This is a genomic window from Streptococcus salivarius, from assembly GCF_009738225.1.
Taxonomy (GTDB): domain Bacteria; phylum Bacillota; class Bacilli; order Lactobacillales; family Streptococcaceae; genus Streptococcus.
This window is the reverse complement of sequence record NZ_CP018187.1, coordinates 2,098,896-2,114,064: the sequence shown is the minus strand read 5'-3', so window position 1 is coordinate 2,114,064 and position 15,169 is coordinate 2,098,896. Positions and strand designations below refer to the sequence as shown.

19 protein-coding genes are annotated in these 15,169 nt (G+C 41.3%); 17 read left to right on the top strand and 2 right to left on the bottom strand.

Translation table 11 applies throughout. From position 1 onward, the window contains the following. Positions 1-67 precede the first annotated feature (67 nt). The 15 genes from rpoC to BSR19_RS09680 all read left to right on the top strand — a co-directional run bounded on the left by rpoC (position 68) and on the right by BSR19_RS09680 (position 12,594). A complete protein-coding gene (rpoC, locus tag BSR19_RS09750; RefSeq protein WP_037603707.1) occupies positions 68-3,706 on the top strand; it encodes a DNA-directed RNA polymerase subunit beta' in 3,639 nt (1,212 codons plus the stop codon). 162 nt (positions 3,707-3,868) lie between these two features. Beyond that, positions 3,869-4,231, top strand: a complete 363-nt coding sequence (locus tag BSR19_RS09745; protein ID WP_002887019.1) for a DUF1033 family protein — start codon at positions 3,869-3,871, stop codon at positions 4,229-4,231. 81 nt (positions 4,232-4,312) lie between these two features. Continuing rightward, positions 4,313-5,254, top strand: a complete 942-nt coding sequence (comGA, locus tag BSR19_RS09740; RefSeq protein ID WP_002885658.1) for a competence type IV pilus ATPase ComGA — start codon at positions 4,313-4,315, stop codon at positions 5,252-5,254. Then, positions 5,136-6,236: a competence type IV pilus assembly protein ComGB gene (gene comGB, locus BSR19_RS09735; RefSeq protein WP_156247047.1), complete on the top strand. Its 1,101-nt coding sequence runs from the start codon at positions 5,136-5,138 to the stop codon at positions 6,234-6,236. The genes comGA and comGB overlap by 119 nt, the downstream gene beginning before the upstream one ends. Beyond that, complete coding sequence (gene comGC, locus BSR19_RS09730; RefSeq protein WP_002885815.1) at positions 6,233-6,559, top strand: competence type IV pilus major pilin ComGC; 327 nt, start codon at positions 6,233-6,235, stop codon at positions 6,557-6,559. The genes comGB and comGC overlap by 4 nt, the downstream gene beginning before the upstream one ends. Beyond that, positions 6,519-6,947, top strand: a complete 429-nt coding sequence (gene comGD / locus BSR19_RS09725; protein ID WP_014632541.1) for a competence type IV pilus minor pilin ComGD — start codon at positions 6,519-6,521, stop codon at positions 6,945-6,947. The genes comGC and comGD overlap by 41 nt, the downstream gene beginning before the upstream one ends. Before the next feature lie 31 nt (positions 6,948-6,978). Beyond that, positions 6,979-7,209, top strand: coding sequence for a competence type IV pilus minor pilin ComGE (gene comGE / locus BSR19_RS09720; RefSeq protein ID WP_002887015.1), 231 nt, complete (start codon positions 6,979-6,981; stop codon positions 7,207-7,209). Next, a complete protein-coding gene (comGF, locus tag BSR19_RS09715; RefSeq protein WP_045769383.1) occupies positions 7,196-7,633 on the top strand; it encodes a competence type IV pilus minor pilin ComGF in 438 nt (145 codons plus the stop codon). The genes comGE and comGF overlap by 14 nt, the downstream gene beginning before the upstream one ends. Beyond that, entirely contained in the window at positions 7,611-7,928 is a 318-nt protein-coding gene (gene comGG, locus BSR19_RS09710) for a competence type IV pilus minor pilin ComGG (RefSeq protein WP_156247046.1), read from the top strand. The genes comGF and comGG overlap by 23 nt, the downstream gene beginning before the upstream one ends. Positions 7,929-7,972: 44 nt before the next feature. Continuing rightward, positions 7,973-8,929, top strand: coding sequence for a class I SAM-dependent methyltransferase (locus BSR19_RS09705; protein WP_138261573.1), 957 nt, complete (start codon positions 7,973-7,975; stop codon positions 8,927-8,929). Between the two features lie 56 nt (positions 8,930-8,985). Next, entirely contained in the window at positions 8,986-10,179 is a 1,194-nt protein-coding gene (locus BSR19_RS09700) for an acetate kinase (RefSeq protein ID WP_138261572.1), read from the top strand. 250 nt (positions 10,180-10,429) lie between these two features. Then, the gene (locus BSR19_RS09695; RefSeq protein WP_002885716.1) at positions 10,430-10,627 is read left to right on the top strand and encodes a helix-turn-helix transcriptional regulator; all 198 of its coding nucleotides are present in this window, start codon (positions 10,430-10,432) and stop codon (positions 10,625-10,627) included. Between the two features lie 11 nt (positions 10,628-10,638). Beyond that, positions 10,639-11,295: a CPBP family intramembrane glutamic endopeptidase gene (locus BSR19_RS09690; RefSeq protein WP_037601483.1), complete on the top strand. Its 657-nt coding sequence runs from the start codon at positions 10,639-10,641 to the stop codon at positions 11,293-11,295. Between the two features lie 77 nt (positions 11,296-11,372). Then, positions 11,373-11,819, top strand: coding sequence for a hypothetical protein (locus BSR19_RS09685; RefSeq protein WP_013991259.1), 447 nt, complete (start codon positions 11,373-11,375; stop codon positions 11,817-11,819). Positions 11,820-11,931: 112 nt separating this feature from the next. Then, positions 11,932-12,594, top strand: coding sequence for a CPBP family intramembrane glutamic endopeptidase (locus BSR19_RS09680; protein ID WP_111686674.1), 663 nt, complete (start codon positions 11,932-11,934; stop codon positions 12,592-12,594). 26 nt (positions 12,595-12,620) lie between these two features. Here BSR19_RS09680 and proC read toward each other — a convergent pair whose 3' ends face one another. Beyond that, positions 12,621-13,391, bottom strand: coding sequence for a pyrroline-5-carboxylate reductase (gene proC / locus BSR19_RS09675; protein WP_002885846.1), 771 nt, complete (start codon positions 13,389-13,391; stop codon positions 12,621-12,623). Positions 13,392-13,406: 15 nt separating this feature from the next. Continuing rightward, the gene (gene pepA / locus BSR19_RS09670; RefSeq protein WP_014632550.1) at positions 13,407-14,474 is read right to left on the bottom strand and encodes a glutamyl aminopeptidase; all 1,068 of its coding nucleotides are present in this window, start codon (positions 14,472-14,474) and stop codon (positions 13,407-13,409) included. Between the two features lie 99 nt (positions 14,475-14,573). Here pepA and BSR19_RS09665 point away from each other — a divergent pair, with 99 nt between their 5' ends. Both BSR19_RS09665 and BSR19_RS09660 read left to right on the top strand, forming a co-directional pair. After that, the gene (locus BSR19_RS09665) at positions 14,574-14,858 is read left to right on the top strand and encodes a DUF4651 domain-containing protein (RefSeq protein ID WP_002885838.1); all 285 of its coding nucleotides are present in this window, start codon (positions 14,574-14,576) and stop codon (positions 14,856-14,858) included. Beyond that, entirely contained in the window at positions 14,855-15,169 is a 315-nt protein-coding gene (locus BSR19_RS09660; RefSeq protein WP_002885723.1) for a thioredoxin family protein, read from the top strand. The genes BSR19_RS09665 and BSR19_RS09660 overlap by 4 nt, the downstream gene beginning before the upstream one ends.

Sequence of the window (15,169 nt, the reverse complement as noted above, 5' to 3'; positions counted from 1 at the left end):
CTAAGGTAGCTGATAAAGGTGAGAATAGCGCTGCTATTGTCAATAGAACAAAAGAAAGGTAATACTAGTGGTTGACGTAAATCGATTTAAAAGTATGCAAATCACACTAGCTTCACCAACTAAGGTCCGTTCATGGTCTTATGGTGAAGTTAAGAAACCTGAAACAATCAACTACCGTACGCTCAAACCAGAACGCGAAGGTCTCTTCGACGAAGTGATCTTTGGTCCTACCAAAGACTGGGAATGTGCGTGTGGGAAATACAAACGTATCCGTTATAAAGGTATCGTTTGTGACCGCTGTGGTGTTGAAGTAACACGTGCTAAGGTTCGTCGTGAACGTATGGGTCACATCGAGTTGAAAGCACCAGTATCACACATCTGGTACTTCAAGGGAATCCCTTCTCGTATGGGATTGACTTTGGACATGAGTCCTCGTGCGCTTGAAGAAGTTATTTACTTCGCAGCTTACGTGGTTATTGATCCAAAGGAAACACCACTTGAACCAAAATCTCTCTTGACAGAACGTGAATATCGTGAAAAATTGCAAGAGTATGGACATGGTTCATTTGTCGCTAAAATGGGTGCCGAAGCTATCCAAGATCTCTTGAAACAAGTAGATTTGGAAGCTGAAATTGCTGAACTCAAAGAAGAGTTGAAAACAGCAACTGGTCAAAAACGTGTTAAAGCTGTTCGTCGTTTGGACGTTCTTGATGCCTTCTACAAGTCTGGTAACAAACCAGAATGGATGGTGCTTAACATCTTGCCAGTATTGCCACCAGACCTTCGTCCAATGGTTCAATTGGATGGTGGACGTTTTGCGGCATCTGACTTGAACGATCTTTATCGTCGTGTTATCAACCGTAACAATCGTTTGGCTCGTTTGCTTGAATTGAATGCCCCAGGTATCATCGTGCAAAACGAAAAACGTATGTTGCAAGAAGCGGTAGATGCCCTTATCGATAATGGACGTCGTGGACGTCCAATCACTGGACCAGGTAGTCGTCCACTTAAATCTTTGAGCCACATGCTTAAAGGTAAACAAGGTCGTTTCCGCCAAAACTTGCTTGGTAAACGTGTTGACTTCTCTGGACGTTCCGTTATCGCCGTTGGTCCAACACTTAAAATGTACCAATGTGGTGTGCCACGTTTGATGGCCATCGAACTTTTCAAACCATTTGTGATGCGTGAAATCGTTGCGCGTGAATACGCAGGTAACGTGAAAGCCGCTAAACGTATGGTTGAACGTGGTGATGAACGTATTTGGGATATTCTTGAAGATGTTATCAAGGAACACCCAGTACTTCTTAACCGCGCACCTACCCTCCACCGTTTGGGTATCCAGGCCTTCGAACCTGTCTTGATTGATGGTAAGGCCCTTCGTCTTCACCCATTGGTATGTGAGGCCTACAATGCCGACTTTGACGGTGACCAAATGGCCATCCACGTTCCATTGTCTGAAGAAGCTCAAGCTGAAGCACGTTTGCTCCTTCTTGCGGCTGAACACATCCTTAACCCTAAAGACGGTAAACCGGTCGTAACGCCATCTCAGGATATGGTTCTTGGTAACTACTACTTGACTATGGAAGAAGAAGGCCGTGAGGGTGAAGGTATGGTCTTCAAGGATATTGATGAGGCAGTTATGGCTTATCGTAATGGTTATGTTCACTTGCATAGCCGTGTCGGTATCGCAGTAGACAGCATGCCTGATAAACCTTGGAAAGAAAACCAACTTCACAAGATTATGGTTACAACTGTTGGTAAGATTCTCTTTAACTCAATTATTCCAGCAGAAATTCCATATCTTCAAGAAACAACAAATGAGAACTTGACAGATAGTACACCAGATAAGTACTTCCTTGAACCAGGTCAAGATATCCAAACAGTTATTGATAGTTTGGAAATTAATGCGCCATTCAAGAAGAAAAATCTTGGTAACATCATCGCTGAAACCTTCAAACGTCTTCGTACGACTGAAACATCAGCCTTCCTTGACCGTTTGAAAGACCTTGGTTACTACCACTCAACACTTGCTGGTTTGACAGTGGGTATCGCCGATATCCCAGTTATCGATAACAAACAAGAAATTATCGATGCTGCTCACCACCGTGTTGAAGAAATTAACAAGGCCTTCCGTCGTGGTTTGATGACAGATGATGACCGTTATGTTGCTGTTACAACAACATGGCGTGAAGCGAAAGAAGCACTTGAAAAACGTCTGATTGAGACACAAGATCCTAAGAACCCAATCGTTATGATGATGGACTCAGGAGCTCGTGGTAACATCTCTAACTTCTCTCAACTTGCCGGTATGCGTGGTTTGATGGCTGCTCCTAACGGACGTATCATGGAATTGCCTATCCTTTCAAACTTCCGTGAAGGTTTGAGCGTTTTGGAAATGTTCTTCTCTACTCACGGTGCGCGTAAAGGTATGACCGATACGGCCCTTAAGACAGCCGACTCAGGTTACCTTACTCGTCGTTTGGTTGACGTTGCCCAAGATGTTATCATCCGTGAAGATGACTGTGGAACAGACCGTGGTCTTCTCATCCGTGCGATTACTGACGGTAAAGAAGTTACGGAAACACTTGAAGAACGTCTTCAAGGTCGTTACACTAAGAAATCAGTTAAGAATCCTACAACAGGTGAAGTAATCGTAGGTCCAGATACTTTGATTACTGAAGACATGGCTGCTGCTATTGTCAATGCTGGTGTTGAAGAAGTAACTATCCGTTCAGTCTTTACATGTAACACACGTCACGGTGTCTGCCGTCACTGTTACGGTATCAACTTGGCAACAGGTGATGCGGTTGAAGTTGGTGAAGCAGTTGGTACTATCGCCGCTCAATCTATCGGGGAACCTGGTACACAGCTTACTATGCGTACCTTCCACACCGGTGGGGTAGCCTCAAACACCGATATCACACAGGGTCTTCCACGTATCCAGGAAATCTTTGAAGCACGTAACCCTAAAGGGGAAGCGGTTATCACTGAAGTTAAAGGTACTGTTATTGAAATCGAAGAAGATGCCGCAACACGTACTAAGAAAGTCTTCGTTCAAGGTAAGACTGGAATGGGTGAATACGTTGTTCCATTTACAGCTCGTATGAAAGTTGAAGTGGGTGACGAAGTACACCGTGGTGCAGCCTTGACAGAAGGGTCAATCCAACCTAAACGTCTCCTTGAAGTGCGTGATACCTTGTCAGTTGAAACTTATCTTCTTGCAGAAGTACAAAAAGTTTACCGTAGCCAAGGGGTAGAAATCGGTGACAAACACGTCGAAGTAATGGTTCGTCAAATGCTTCGTAAAGTACGTGTTATGGATCCAGGTGATACAGATCTCCTTCCAGGTACACTTATGGACATTTCTGACTTCACAGATGCTAACAAGGATATTGTTATCTCTGGTGGTGTTCCTGCAACATCTCGTCCAGTCCTTCTTGGTATTACGAAAGCCTCACTTGAAACAAATTCATTCTTGTCAGCGGCTTCCTTCCAAGAAACAACACGTGTGCTTACAGATGCAGCTATCCGTGGTAAGAAAGACCATCTCCTTGGTCTTAAAGAAAATGTTATCATTGGTAAGACTATTCCTGCTGGTACAGGTATGGCTCGTTACCGTAACATTGAACCACTTTCAGTTAACGAAGTTGAAGTTATTGAAAACATTGCTGTTGATGAAGCAATTGTGGAATCATCTGAAGACTAAAACGAAATCAAAAGAACTCACAATGAATTGTGAGTTCTTTTCGTATTTATATGACTAGAATTTCTTCAATGATTGATAAATATAAAATATAAGACCATTTTTTTTATCTTTTCCAGAAAATTTTGTATAATAGGAACACCAAAGATGAAGTGAGAAAGAAAAATGTACCAAGTAGTTGAAATGAAAGGGGATTTGGAACCGTGGTGGTTCTTAGAAGGCTGGCAAGAAGATATCATCAGTACTAAGGAATTTGAAAATTTTTATGATGCCCTCAAGTACTATAAAAAACTTTGGTTTGCCATGGAAGAAACCTTACCAAGTTATATCAGCCGTAGTAGTGTCATGACTGCTTTTTGGGACCAAGAGGATAAACACTGGTGTGAGGAGTGTGACGAATACCTGCAGGTCTATCAATCGATTGCTCTTTTGGATGATTGGCAGGAAATTCCTGAGGAAAAATACCGTCCGGGATATGAAAAGCGAAATGACCTTCCAAATCATGCCCACTGTAAAATTAAACGTTAAACAATGCACAAGCTCGAATTTTTTTCGGGCTTCTTTTCATTTTCTTAAACTTTTTACGAATAGGTCTATGAGGAGGTCCTTATGGTAACAGAATTTGCTAAGGAAATGATCAAAAATGCTGATAGTTGTGGGGCTCAAGACATCTATGTCATTCCACGTCAGGATAATTACGAGCTCTATATGCGAGTTGGCCAGGAGAGGAGATTAATTGATGTATATCGGCCTGATTTCATGGCTAGTCTTATTGGTCACTTTAAATTTGTGGCAGGAATGATGGTGGGTGAGAAGCGTAGGAGTCAACTAGGTTCCTGTGACTATGATTGTGGTGATGGTCAAAGGGTTTCTCTGCGTTTATCAACCGTTGGGGATTATCGTGGCTTAGAAAGTTTAGTTATTCGTGTTCTACATTCCGAACGTCGAGAATTGGTGTATTGGAATCAAGGAATCCAGCCGATTATGGATGCTTTGGATTATCGTGGCTTGTATCTCTTTGCAGGTCCCGTAGGTTCTGGAAAGACTACGCTTATGCATGAATTGGTTCAGGAGCGTTTTAAGGGACAGCAGGTGATTTCGATTGAAGATCCTGTGGAAATTAAACAGGATAATGTCTTGCAACTCCAGGTAAATCAGGCAATTGACATGACCTATGATAATTTGATTAAGCTATCACTACGTCACCGCCCGGATGTTTTGATTATTGGAGAAATTCGAGATAAGGAGACTGCTCGAGCGGTTATTAGAGCTAGTCTGACAGGAGTGACTGTTCTTTCAACTATTCACGCAAAGAGTGTGGCAGGTGTTTATGAGCGTCTTCTGGACCTCGGTGTAGATAAGTCTGAGTTGGATAATGCTCTTCAAGGGATTGCCTATATGCGTTTGATTAAGGGAGGAGGTGTGATTGATTTTGCCAGTGAAAATTTCCAAAGCCATTCGTCAACCAGCTGGAACCAACAGTTGGAAGGCTTGGTTCAACAAGGATATCTCACTGAAGGGGATATCCAAGGGGAAAAAATTAAAGATTAATCAGCAAGTCAAGGTTATCCAGCTTTTCAAACAACTTCTAAAAGCAGGGTTTACTTTAACTGAAATCGTAGCCTTTTTGGAGCGAAGTCACTTGTTGAAAGAATCGTCATTATCTCTTATGAAAGCAAGCTTAATGCGAGGCGACAGGCTAGACCAGATGTTTGCGTCAGTGGGTTTTTCGGACAATATTGTTACTCAGATTGCCCTTGCTGATAAGCACGGTAATCTTCTAGGGAGTTTAACCAAGATTGAAACCTACATGCTTCGCATGACCAAGGTTCGCAAGAAACTCATGGAGGTAGCGACCTACCCTATCCTACTCCTGGGTTTCCTGATTCTGATTATGTTAGGACTTAAAAATTATCTTTTACCTCAACTGTTAGAGGGTGATGGTAAGGATAATTGGGCTGTACAGTTGGTTCAAATCTTTCCCCAGCTCTTCTTTGTGAGTTTGTGTGGACTTCTTGTATTAAGCTTAATTCTTTATCTATGGGTCAAACACCAGCCAGCCCTTGTCTTTTACCGACGAATGGCAAAAATCCCTTTTATAGGGCAAACTGTCAGGCTATATACGACTGCCTATTATGCTAGGGAATGGGGAAATCTCTTAGGACAAGGCATTGACCTGTTAGATTTGGTTTCTCTTATGCAAGAGCAAAAGTCCAAGCTCTTTCGTGAGCTGGGGGCTGATTTAGAAGAGGCCTTAATGCTAGGACAGAGTTTTCCTGACCGTATTGCTACTCACCCTTTTTTCACTAAGGAACTATCCTTGATTATTGCTTATGGAGAGGCTAATGCTAGGTTGGGCTATGAGTTAGAAGTCTATGCTGAAGAGGTTTGGCAGGCTTTCTTTAACCGTCTTAATAAGGCAACAACCTTTGTGCAACCCCTCATTTTTATTATTGTTGCTGTCGTGATTGTAATGATCTATGCAGCCATGCTATTACCAATGTATCAAAATATGGAAGGAATGATGTCATGAAAATGATGTTAAAAAAATTGAATGCCGTTAAACTACGAGCTTTTACGCTAATTGAAATGCTAGTCGTGCTTCTCATTATCAGTATTCTCCTCTTGCTTTTTGTTCCTAACTTGAGTAAGCAGAAGGATTCTGTTAAAGAGACTGGAAATGCGGCTGTGGTCAAGGTCGTGGATTCTCAAGCAGAACTTTATGAAATGAAGAATAACAAGACAGCTAGCTTAGCAGCTCTTGTTTCAGAAGGTCAAATCACGCAAAAACAGGCAGATTCATACAATGATTACTATGCGAAACATGGTGGCGAAAGCCGCTCAGTGGCCAATTAGAGCCTTTACCTTGTTGGAGAGTCTGGTGACTCTAGCAGTGGTTGCCTTTCTCACTCTGAGTTTATCAGGCTCAGTCACAGGTATTTTTCAGCAGGTTGAGACTAATCTTTTTTATCTGCGCTTTGAGTACCTATACCGAGATAGTCAGCGCTTGGCAGCGGCGGAAGGGTCCAATGTTGAATTGCAGTTGTCCAAGGATAAAATCAGTAACGGAAAATCCAGTCTGGTGATTCCTAAAAATATACATCTGGATAAGGGGCAGACGCTAGTGTTTGATGCCAAAGGAGGCAACTCTAGCCTCACAAAGATTCGTTTTTCAAGTGATAAGGAGGTGGTGACCTATCAGCTTAACATGGGCAGCGGTAAATATAAAAAGACGGTCTCTTAGAGGCTATATTCTTATCGAAAGCTTGGTAGCAATGGCTGTCTTAGTACTCGTCAGTGGTCTTATCTTGGATCAGATCAATACCAATCGTAGGCTAATGGCTAGGAATCTCCACCAACAGGAGGTCTTGAGTGTGGCAACCATGGCAGTTCAGACCAAACAGGATCAGTTGACCTTAAATGGCATCACAGTGACGGTAAAACGTAGCCAGCAAGGTATCGCAGTTTATGAATCAGGAAAGGAGATTATTCATGTCTCTCAATAGCAAGGTTCGTGCTTTTACCCTCTTGGAATGTCTAGTAGCTCTATTGGTGATTGCTGGTTCAGTTCAAGTTTATCAAGGTCTGACCACAGTATTGGTGAGCAATGTTAAGCAGGTCAAGCAACAAGAAAACCAAGACTGGCTCCTATTTGTCCAACAAATGGAGGCAGAGTTAGAAGGTTGTCAGTTGGTAAAGGTAGAAGGGAACAAGCTCTATGTTAAGCAGGATAATCAAGACCTGGCTTTTGGCCTTTCAAGTGCTACTGATTTTCGAAAAACAAATGCTGACGGTCGAGGCTACCAACCAATGCTTTTCAATGTAAAAGCTAGTACAATTAGTCAAAATAACCAGATAGTCACCATCCAAGTGACTCTTAAAAATGGGCTACAAAGGAGTTTTGTTTATGCTTTTGAAAAAACAGGTTAGGGGAGGCGTTCTTCTCTACGCTCTTTTTATGGCTGGCATTTTCACACTTCTTCTGCATGTTTATCTGGAGCGGGTGGTTGCTAGCTCTAGACAGAACCAAGCACAAATGATCTCCAGTCAGAGTCGTCTCATGGCAGAGATGACCATGGACTTGGCGGACAAGGAAGCAGGTGCTTTTAGTTTCTCTCAGGGAACTACGGCTTATGAGGTTAAGGACAAACAAGTGATTGTTAGAGTTGCCAGTAAAGGCCAAATCAAGACCTATCGTTATGTGAAGAAGCAGGAGCAGAAATAGAAATTCTCTTTCCTTTTTGATATGATAGAAGGACGGAGGAAATCATGAATTTTGAAGCAATTGAGACAGCCTTTGAGCTGTTGTTAGAAAATGTCCAAACCATTGAAAATGATCTTGGAACCCATGCTTACGATGCGCTTATTGAGCAAAATTCCTATTATTTGGGGGCTGAGGTAGCTAATGAAGTCATCATCAAAAACAACGAGAAATTACGTGCCCTTAATCTAAGCAAAGAGGAGTGGCGTCGCGCTTTTCAGTTCTTGTTTATCAAGCTAGGGCAATTGGAAGCCTTACAAGCCAATCACCAATTTACACCTGATGCTATTGGATTTATCATTCTTTACCTACTTGAAGGGTTGACCAAGGACGACCAATTAGATGTTTTGGAGATTGGTTCGGGGACAGGAAACTTGGCTGAGACTCTTCTAAATAATAGTCAGAAAACCCTTAATTATATGGGAATGGAAGTTGACGATCTCCTTATCGATTTGTCAGCTAGTATTGCTGATGTGGTGAATTCAAGTGCAGTTTACATCCAAGAAGATGCTGTTCGACCACACATTCTCAAAGAGAGTGATGTTATTATTAGTGACCTACCTGTTGGTTACTACCCTAATGATGAGATTGCGAGTCGTTTCAAGGTTGCAGCAACTGGTGAACACACCTATGCCCATCACCTTCTCATGGAGCAATCACTCAAGTACTTGAAGAAAGATGGTATTGCTATTCTTTTGGCACCAACTAATCTTTTAACAAGCCCACAAAGTGATTTGCTTAAGAAATGGCTGTCAGGCTATGCTGATATTATTGCAGTTATCACTCTTCCAGAAGCAGCTTTTGGCAATAAACGTAACATGAAGTCTATCTTTGTGCTTAAAAAACAAACTGAAAATGCTCCTGAGACCTTTGTTTATCCACTTAGCGATTTGCAAAACCCAGAGGTCCTCAAAGATTTTACAGAGAATTTTCAAAAATGGAAATCAGATAATTCCATTTTCTAGCAAAACATGTTAGAATAGGACTATATTATTGAAAGCGTTTTACAAAGAGGTGGCTTATGACAAAAACAATAGCAATTAATGCAGGAAGCTCAAGCTTGAAATGGCAACTATATGAGATGCCAGATGAAGTTGTTCTTGCTAAGGGTTTGATTGAACGTATCGGCTTGAAAGATTCTGTTTCAACAGTAAAATTTGATGACCGTTCAGAATCGCAAACTCTAGATATTGCTGACCATGTTCAGGCAGTAAAAATCTTGCTTGATGATTTGATTCGTTTTGATATTATCAAGAGCTATGATGAAATCACAGGTGTTGGTCACCGTGTGGTTGCTGGTGGAGAATATTTCAAAGAATCAAGCTTGGTGGATGAAGATGCCTTGGCTAAGATTGAAGAATTGTCAGCCTTAGCGCCTTTACACAATCCAGGTGCAGCTTCAGGGATTCGTGCCTTTAAGGAGCTCCTCCCAGATATTACAAGTGTTGCTGTTTTTGATACAGCCTTCCATACATCTATGCCAGAAGTGGCCTACCGTTATCCAGTGCCTAATCGTTACTATACAGACTACCAAGTCCGTAAGTATGGAGCACACGGAACTAGTCACCAATATGTTTCTCAAGAAGCAGCTAAGTTGTTAGGTAAGTCAATTGAAGAAACTAAGATTATCACAGCCCATGTGGGAAATGGTGTTTCAATTACTGCGGTTGATGGTGGTAAATCAGTAGACACATCAATGGGGTTGACACCACTTGGTGGCGTTATGATGGGAACACGTACTGGGGACCTTGACCCTGCGATTATTCCATTTGTTATTGATCGTGAGCCTGAAATGGCAGATGCTGAGCGTATCCGTCACGTCTTTAATAAGGAATCAGGTCTTCTTGGCATTTCTGAAAAATCAAGTGATATGCGTGATATCATTGCTGGTAAGAATGCTGGCGATGAAAAATGTGCCTTGGCTTATGATCTTTATGTGGATCGTTTGCGTAAATACATTGCTCAATACTTCGGTGTGTTGAACGGAGCGGATGCTATCGTCTTTACAGCAGGTATTGGTGAAAACTCTGCGGAAGTTCGTGCTTCAGTTTTGGATGGTCTCACTTGGTTTGGTATTGAAGTGGATCCTGAAAAGAATGTCTTTGGACATGTAGGCGATATTACAACAGCAGAGTCAGCTGTTAAAGTATTTGTTATTCCAACAGATGAAGAGTTGGTGATTGCGCGTGATGTTGAGCGCCTTAAAACTAAATAAGTTATCAAAAATTTGATAAGACCAGAAAAGTTGGCCGAGTGATTGGCTAGCTTTTTTGAATGCTCTGAAAGCATCATTTGTCGATGTCTATATATGTGTAATTCAATAAGTAAAGAAAACTTTACAAAAAATGTAAAAAAGACTTTACAAAATATGTAAAGTAGACTATACTATAAATGTAAAGTTAACTTAACAAAGAAAAGTAAGGAGTTTAACTATTTGAAAATAAACGATAAGGTTGAGGTACCACATGGAAACAAAAATTCAGGAACTTCGCAAGGCTAATAAGATTAGTCAGGCAGAGTTAGCAGATGAAATGGGAGTCACGAGACAGACCATCATTTCACTCGAAAAAGGTCGCTATAATGCGTCGTTGGAACTAGCTTTTAAAATTGCTAGATATTTTGGAAAGACTATTGAAGAAGTCTTTATTTTTGAGGAAGATTAAGGAGAAAAGATATGTTTAAACAAGTCATGAAGAAAATTGGTGTTATTGTTTTAGCGCTCACTCTACTAATCTTAGATTTAACACTATTAGGTGCTTTCCCGCTACTTACTCAGGATGGTAAGTTTTCACTTGTGGAGCAAATAGGTTACGGTATTTGGGCATTAGGGAGTTTGACTATTTTTATCGTGATTGCTTATAGATTTAAACTTTTATCGCTTAAAGAGATTAATTGGAGACGTCTCGTTGCGATTGCTTCTCTTAATCTCGTCATCTTTTTCCTAGGTGATCTTCTAGGGTATTTTATTGGTCAGTTAACACACAATGCGACTATGGAAAATCAAGATGCTTTAAATGATATCTTTGCCCACGTACCATTCTATCTTCACCTAGTAGTCGCCGGTTTTATTATTCCGATTATGGAAGAAATCATTTTTAGGGGACTCTTAGCCAAGGTGCTCTTTGGAAAATACTTTAAGACGGGTCTTGTTATTTCCAGTCTTCTCTTTATGGCTGGTCACTCAGCATTTACGCTTCAGACAATTGTCATCTATGGTATTATGTCAGCTGGTCTTGCGATAACATATTATAAGACTAAGCGTATCGAGTACAGTATGGGTGTTCATATCTTAAACAATAGCATAAGTGTACTACTCAGTCTTTTCGTTTAAGGTGAATAAGTGTTTAAAGTTGTCAGTGAAAAAAGTTATATTGCTCTTATAAAGGATAATAAAGGGAGTGTTAAGATATGTTAATAAAAATGTTAGTAGGAAAGAGAAAAACAGAGGATGAGTTTAAGAAATACATTACACGAGTAGCCTGTTCTCTTTTGTCTTTGGGTGTTTTGGGATTGTTTATTATTCGCTCTAACAGTCTTAGTGATTATGCTCTAGGCTTAGTTTTAGGACTTACCATTGGGGTTTATGTTTTGTCAATCTATTATTTTGCGACGCTTACTCATCCTAAACGTCTTCACCAGATGTATATTGCTGCCTATGATGAGCGAAATAAACAGATTTTAATGGCGACAGCAGTTGCAACTCTGATTTTAGAGTTTTTGCTTATCTTTGCTTTGATTGCTCTATATGCCTTTGTCAATATTCAGTTGCCATATGTTACAGTCTTATCAGTCTTGCTCTATGGCTTAGTATTGGGATTTGCTCTTATTCGTCTCATCCTATCTAAAATAGGATAAGAGCCTATATTATCTTGAAAAATTCACCTCTCGTTCTCTTTTTGTCTTGTCAAATAAGTTTTATTGTATTATAATAAAGATACAAATAAATGATGAAAAGAGGTAGATTCTCATGAACAAAGGGTCAATTCTCAAACGCTTTCTTTATTTTTTACTAGCTTTCCTAATACTAATTATTGATCAAGTTCCAACCATCTATTTAGGTGTCAAAGATATAAGGCTGGTCTGTCTCTTAATTTTTGTCTTGCTTCTTATGAGCGCAGGAGCTCTTTTCTTAGGAAAACGTCTTGGGCTTTTCGAAGGCTTTAAGGCCCTTTCTTCCCTGAAGGCCTGGGGTATGATTGGCTTGACCTACCTAGGTATTTATATCGTTACTAGGATTGGTTCTATGGTCATGATGATGGAAGGTGTTAGTAATAGCACCAATCAGGCAGCCATAGAAAATGCCCATATGAATCCCTTCCTCCTCATAACGTTTACGGTAATTATGGCACCGATTGTGGAAGAGCTGGTTTTTCGCGGGCTCCTCATGGGACGCGTCTTTAATCCAGATTCTATTGTTGGCTTGATTGTTAGTAGTTTACTTTTTGGCCTTGTTCATATGCCGAATAGTATCGGTGTTTGGATTGTATATGCAGGTATGGGTCTTGCCCTTGGAATAGCATATCGTAAGTTTCAAAAGTTAGAGTACTGTATCATTGCCCATATCATTAACAATAGCATTGCGGTTTCAATGTTGTTACTCTTACAATTTTTAGCGCCATATACCAAATAAAGCTCGGAATCTTCCGAGCTTTTTTCTTATAGTTTTTTGGCTTTAGCAATGGTTGTATCAATACTTGAAACTACACTATGGGTGAGGCCTGTACGCTCAAGGTCCATGAGACCGGCGATAGTAGTCCCACCAGGGCTACAGACCTTGTCAATAAGATCATGTGGACTGTCGCTACCAAGACTGAGATTTTCAGCAGTAGCTAGAACCGTCTGTGTGGCAATGGTCAGAGCGACCTGCTTACTTAGGCCATTTTTGACACCAGCCTTGGCTAGAGCCTCGATAAAGAGGGCGATGTAGGCAGGGCTAGAACCTGCTAGGGCAGTAAAGGTATCAAAGTCTTTCTCAGCCAATTCAACAGTGGTTCCAAAACTGTCTGTGATTTCCTTGGCAACTGCCAAAAGGTCCTCGGATACCTTATCATTAGTGCAAAGACCAGTAGTGCTTTTGAGGATCTGAGCATTAAGGTTCGGCATGATACGAATAAGAGGAAGGTCTGGACTGGTGAGGGAAGCAAGGCGTTCCAAGGTCACTCCAGCAGCCATACTTATGATAGGTTGATGAAAATTGAGACCGGCTAGTACCTTGTCAAACATTTGAGGTTTGATACCAAGGATGACCAGGTCAGCATTATCCAACAATTCCTGATGGGAAGCAGCCGCTTCAACCTCTAGTTCCTCTGCAAGCTGGCGTGAACGAGCCAAGGAAGACCCTGAAATAATGATACGATGTGAGCTTGTATTTAGGCCGTTGATAATGGCTGTTGCCATTTTTCCGACACCGATAAAACCTATAATCATGGGTTACTCCTTATCTTAGTAGTTTTTAATTAAATCTACTGTTGAGCGATCCAACTTCTTAACAATAGCTTGTAAGAAGGCCTGTGCTTCTAGGAAGTCATCCATCGCATAAAGGGTTTGGTGCGAGTGAATGTAGCGGGCACAAACACCGATAGTTGTTGATGGAACACCAGCATTCTGCAAGTGAGCGGCACCAGCATCTGTTCCGCCCGCAGCACAGTAGTATTGGTATTTGATACCCGCTTCTTCAGCTGTAGTCAAAAGGAAATCTTTCATATTTGGCAACATGATGTGACCTGGATCGAAGAAACGAATAAGGGTACCATCGCCTACCTTACCTTGATTACCATAGATATCCCCTGCAGGAGAACAGTCCACTGCAAAGAAAACTTCAGGATCAAATTTAGTGGTAGAGACATGGGCACCACGTAAACCAACTTCTTCTTGAACATTGGCACCAGCAATTAGAGTATTGTTGAGTTCTTGATTCTTAACGTTTTCCAAGAGTTCACGAATCATGAGAACACCATAACGGTTATCCCAAGCTTTAGAAATGACATTCTTTTGATTGGCTGTTAGAATTGTTTCTGATTCAGGAATGATGACATCACCTGGGAAAACACCGTAGGCATTTGCTTCTTCTTGGTTAGCAAAACCAGCATCAAAGACGATATCAGAAACACTAGGAAGACTTGAAGCTCCGCCACTAGCACGTAAGAAATGAGGTGGCACTGAACCTGAGATGACAGGATAGACACGACCGTCACGAGTGTGTAGGGTGAAGCGTTGTGAGCTGACAACCAGTGGGTTCCAACCACCAAGTTCGACGACACGGAAAGTCCCGTCTGCTTTGATTTCCTTAATCATAAACCCAACTTCATCCATGTGGGCAGCCACAAGCACCTTAGGGGCATTTTCTGCTTGGCTATGCTTGATACCGAAAATACCACCGAGACCATCTGTTTGGACCTCATCTACAAGTGGGGTGATGTTTTTGCGAAGGTAGTCGCGTACAGGAGCTTCAAAGCCTGAAGTAGCACTGAGCTCGGTTACTTCTTTAATTTTGTCAAATAGGGTAGTCATAAAATCCTCCTTGAGTAGTACTTGCTACTATTTTAGCACGATTCTCAAGAGATAGGTAGCCTCTCCCCATTCGTCTAAAATTATGGTAAAATGTTTCTTATGAAACGTAAAACATTGGCCTTGTTTGCTGGAGGCGTAGGAGCTTTAGGTCTCTTGGCAATGGCAGAGAAGTATAGACAGTCACGTGCAGAAATGAAGAAGGCTGCATTAATCCAAGATATTAGACAAGAATTATCTCACTTGGGGACTATCGCAGTCCTTTATACAAATCCCACTGATAAGGAAAATCCAGGACTTACAGGAGGTATCGTCTTAGAGGATGGACGTTCCTATAGCTTTGTTTATGCAGAGGATATCTTGACCTATGAGGAGGAGCAGGCATGATTATTCCTAAGAATCTTGAAGAATTGGCAAGCTATGTTGAAAGTGATCAAAAGGTGGTTTTCTTTTTCACTGCCGATTGGTGTCCAGACTGCCAGTTCATCTATCCCGTTATGCCTGAAATTGAAGCCCTCCATCCAGATATGACCTTTGTGCGTGTCAACCGTGATGATTATATGGCTTTGGCGCAAACTTGGAATATTTTTGGTATCCCAAGTTTTGTCGTGACTCAGAAAGGTCAAGAATTGGGACGCTTGGTCAATAAAGCTCGTAAAACCAAAGAAGAAATCACTGCCTTTTTGTCGGAGATTTAA

What these genes read in the sequence shown, in the direction of transcription:
- BSR19_RS09745 (WP_002887019.1), top strand. Translation starts at nt 3,869, where the DNA reads ATGTACCAAGTAGTTGAAATGAAAGGGGATTTGGAACCGTGGTGGTTC.
- comGA (WP_002885658.1), top strand. Translation starts at nt 4,313, where the DNA reads ATGGTAACAGAATTTGCTAAGGAAATGATCAAAAATGCTGATAGTTGT.
- comGC (WP_002885815.1), top strand. Translation starts at nt 6,233, where the DNA reads ATGAAAATGATGTTAAAAAAATTGAATGCCGTTAAACTACGAGCTTTT.
- comGD (WP_014632541.1), top strand. Translation starts at nt 6,519, where the DNA reads ATGCGAAACATGGTGGCGAAAGCCGCTCAGTGGCCAATTAGAGCCTTT.
- comGE (WP_002887015.1), top strand. Translation starts at nt 6,979, where the DNA reads ATGGCTGTCTTAGTACTCGTCAGTGGTCTTATCTTGGATCAGATCAAT.
- comGF (WP_045769383.1), top strand. Translation starts at nt 7,196, where the DNA reads ATGTCTCTCAATAGCAAGGTTCGTGCTTTTACCCTCTTGGAATGTCTA.
- comGG (WP_156247046.1), top strand. Translation starts at nt 7,611, where the DNA reads ATGCTTTTGAAAAAACAGGTTAGGGGAGGCGTTCTTCTCTACGCTCTT.
- BSR19_RS09705 (WP_138261573.1), top strand. Translation starts at nt 7,973, where the DNA reads ATGAATTTTGAAGCAATTGAGACAGCCTTTGAGCTGTTGTTAGAAAAT.
- BSR19_RS09700 (WP_138261572.1), top strand. Translation starts at nt 8,986, where the DNA reads ATGACAAAAACAATAGCAATTAATGCAGGAAGCTCAAGCTTGAAATGG.
- BSR19_RS09695 (WP_002885716.1), top strand. Translation starts at nt 10,430, where the DNA reads ATGGAAACAAAAATTCAGGAACTTCGCAAGGCTAATAAGATTAGTCAG.
- BSR19_RS09690 (WP_037601483.1), top strand. Translation starts at nt 10,639, where the DNA reads ATGTTTAAACAAGTCATGAAGAAAATTGGTGTTATTGTTTTAGCGCTC.
- BSR19_RS09685 (WP_013991259.1), top strand. Translation starts at nt 11,373, where the DNA reads ATGTTAATAAAAATGTTAGTAGGAAAGAGAAAAACAGAGGATGAGTTT.
- BSR19_RS09680 (WP_111686674.1), top strand. Translation starts at nt 11,932, where the DNA reads ATGAACAAAGGGTCAATTCTCAAACGCTTTCTTTATTTTTTACTAGCT.
- proC (WP_002885846.1), bottom strand. Translation starts at nt 13,391, where the DNA reads ATGATTATAGGTTTTATCGGTGTCGGAAAAATGGCAACAGCCATTATC.
- pepA (WP_014632550.1), bottom strand. Translation starts at nt 14,474, where the DNA reads ATGACTACCCTATTTGACAAAATTAAAGAAGTAACCGAGCTCAGTGCT.
- BSR19_RS09665 (WP_002885838.1), top strand. Translation starts at nt 14,574, where the DNA reads ATGAAACGTAAAACATTGGCCTTGTTTGCTGGAGGCGTAGGAGCTTTA.
- BSR19_RS09660 (WP_002885723.1), top strand. Translation starts at nt 14,855, where the DNA reads ATGATTATTCCTAAGAATCTTGAAGAATTGGCAAGCTATGTTGAAAGT.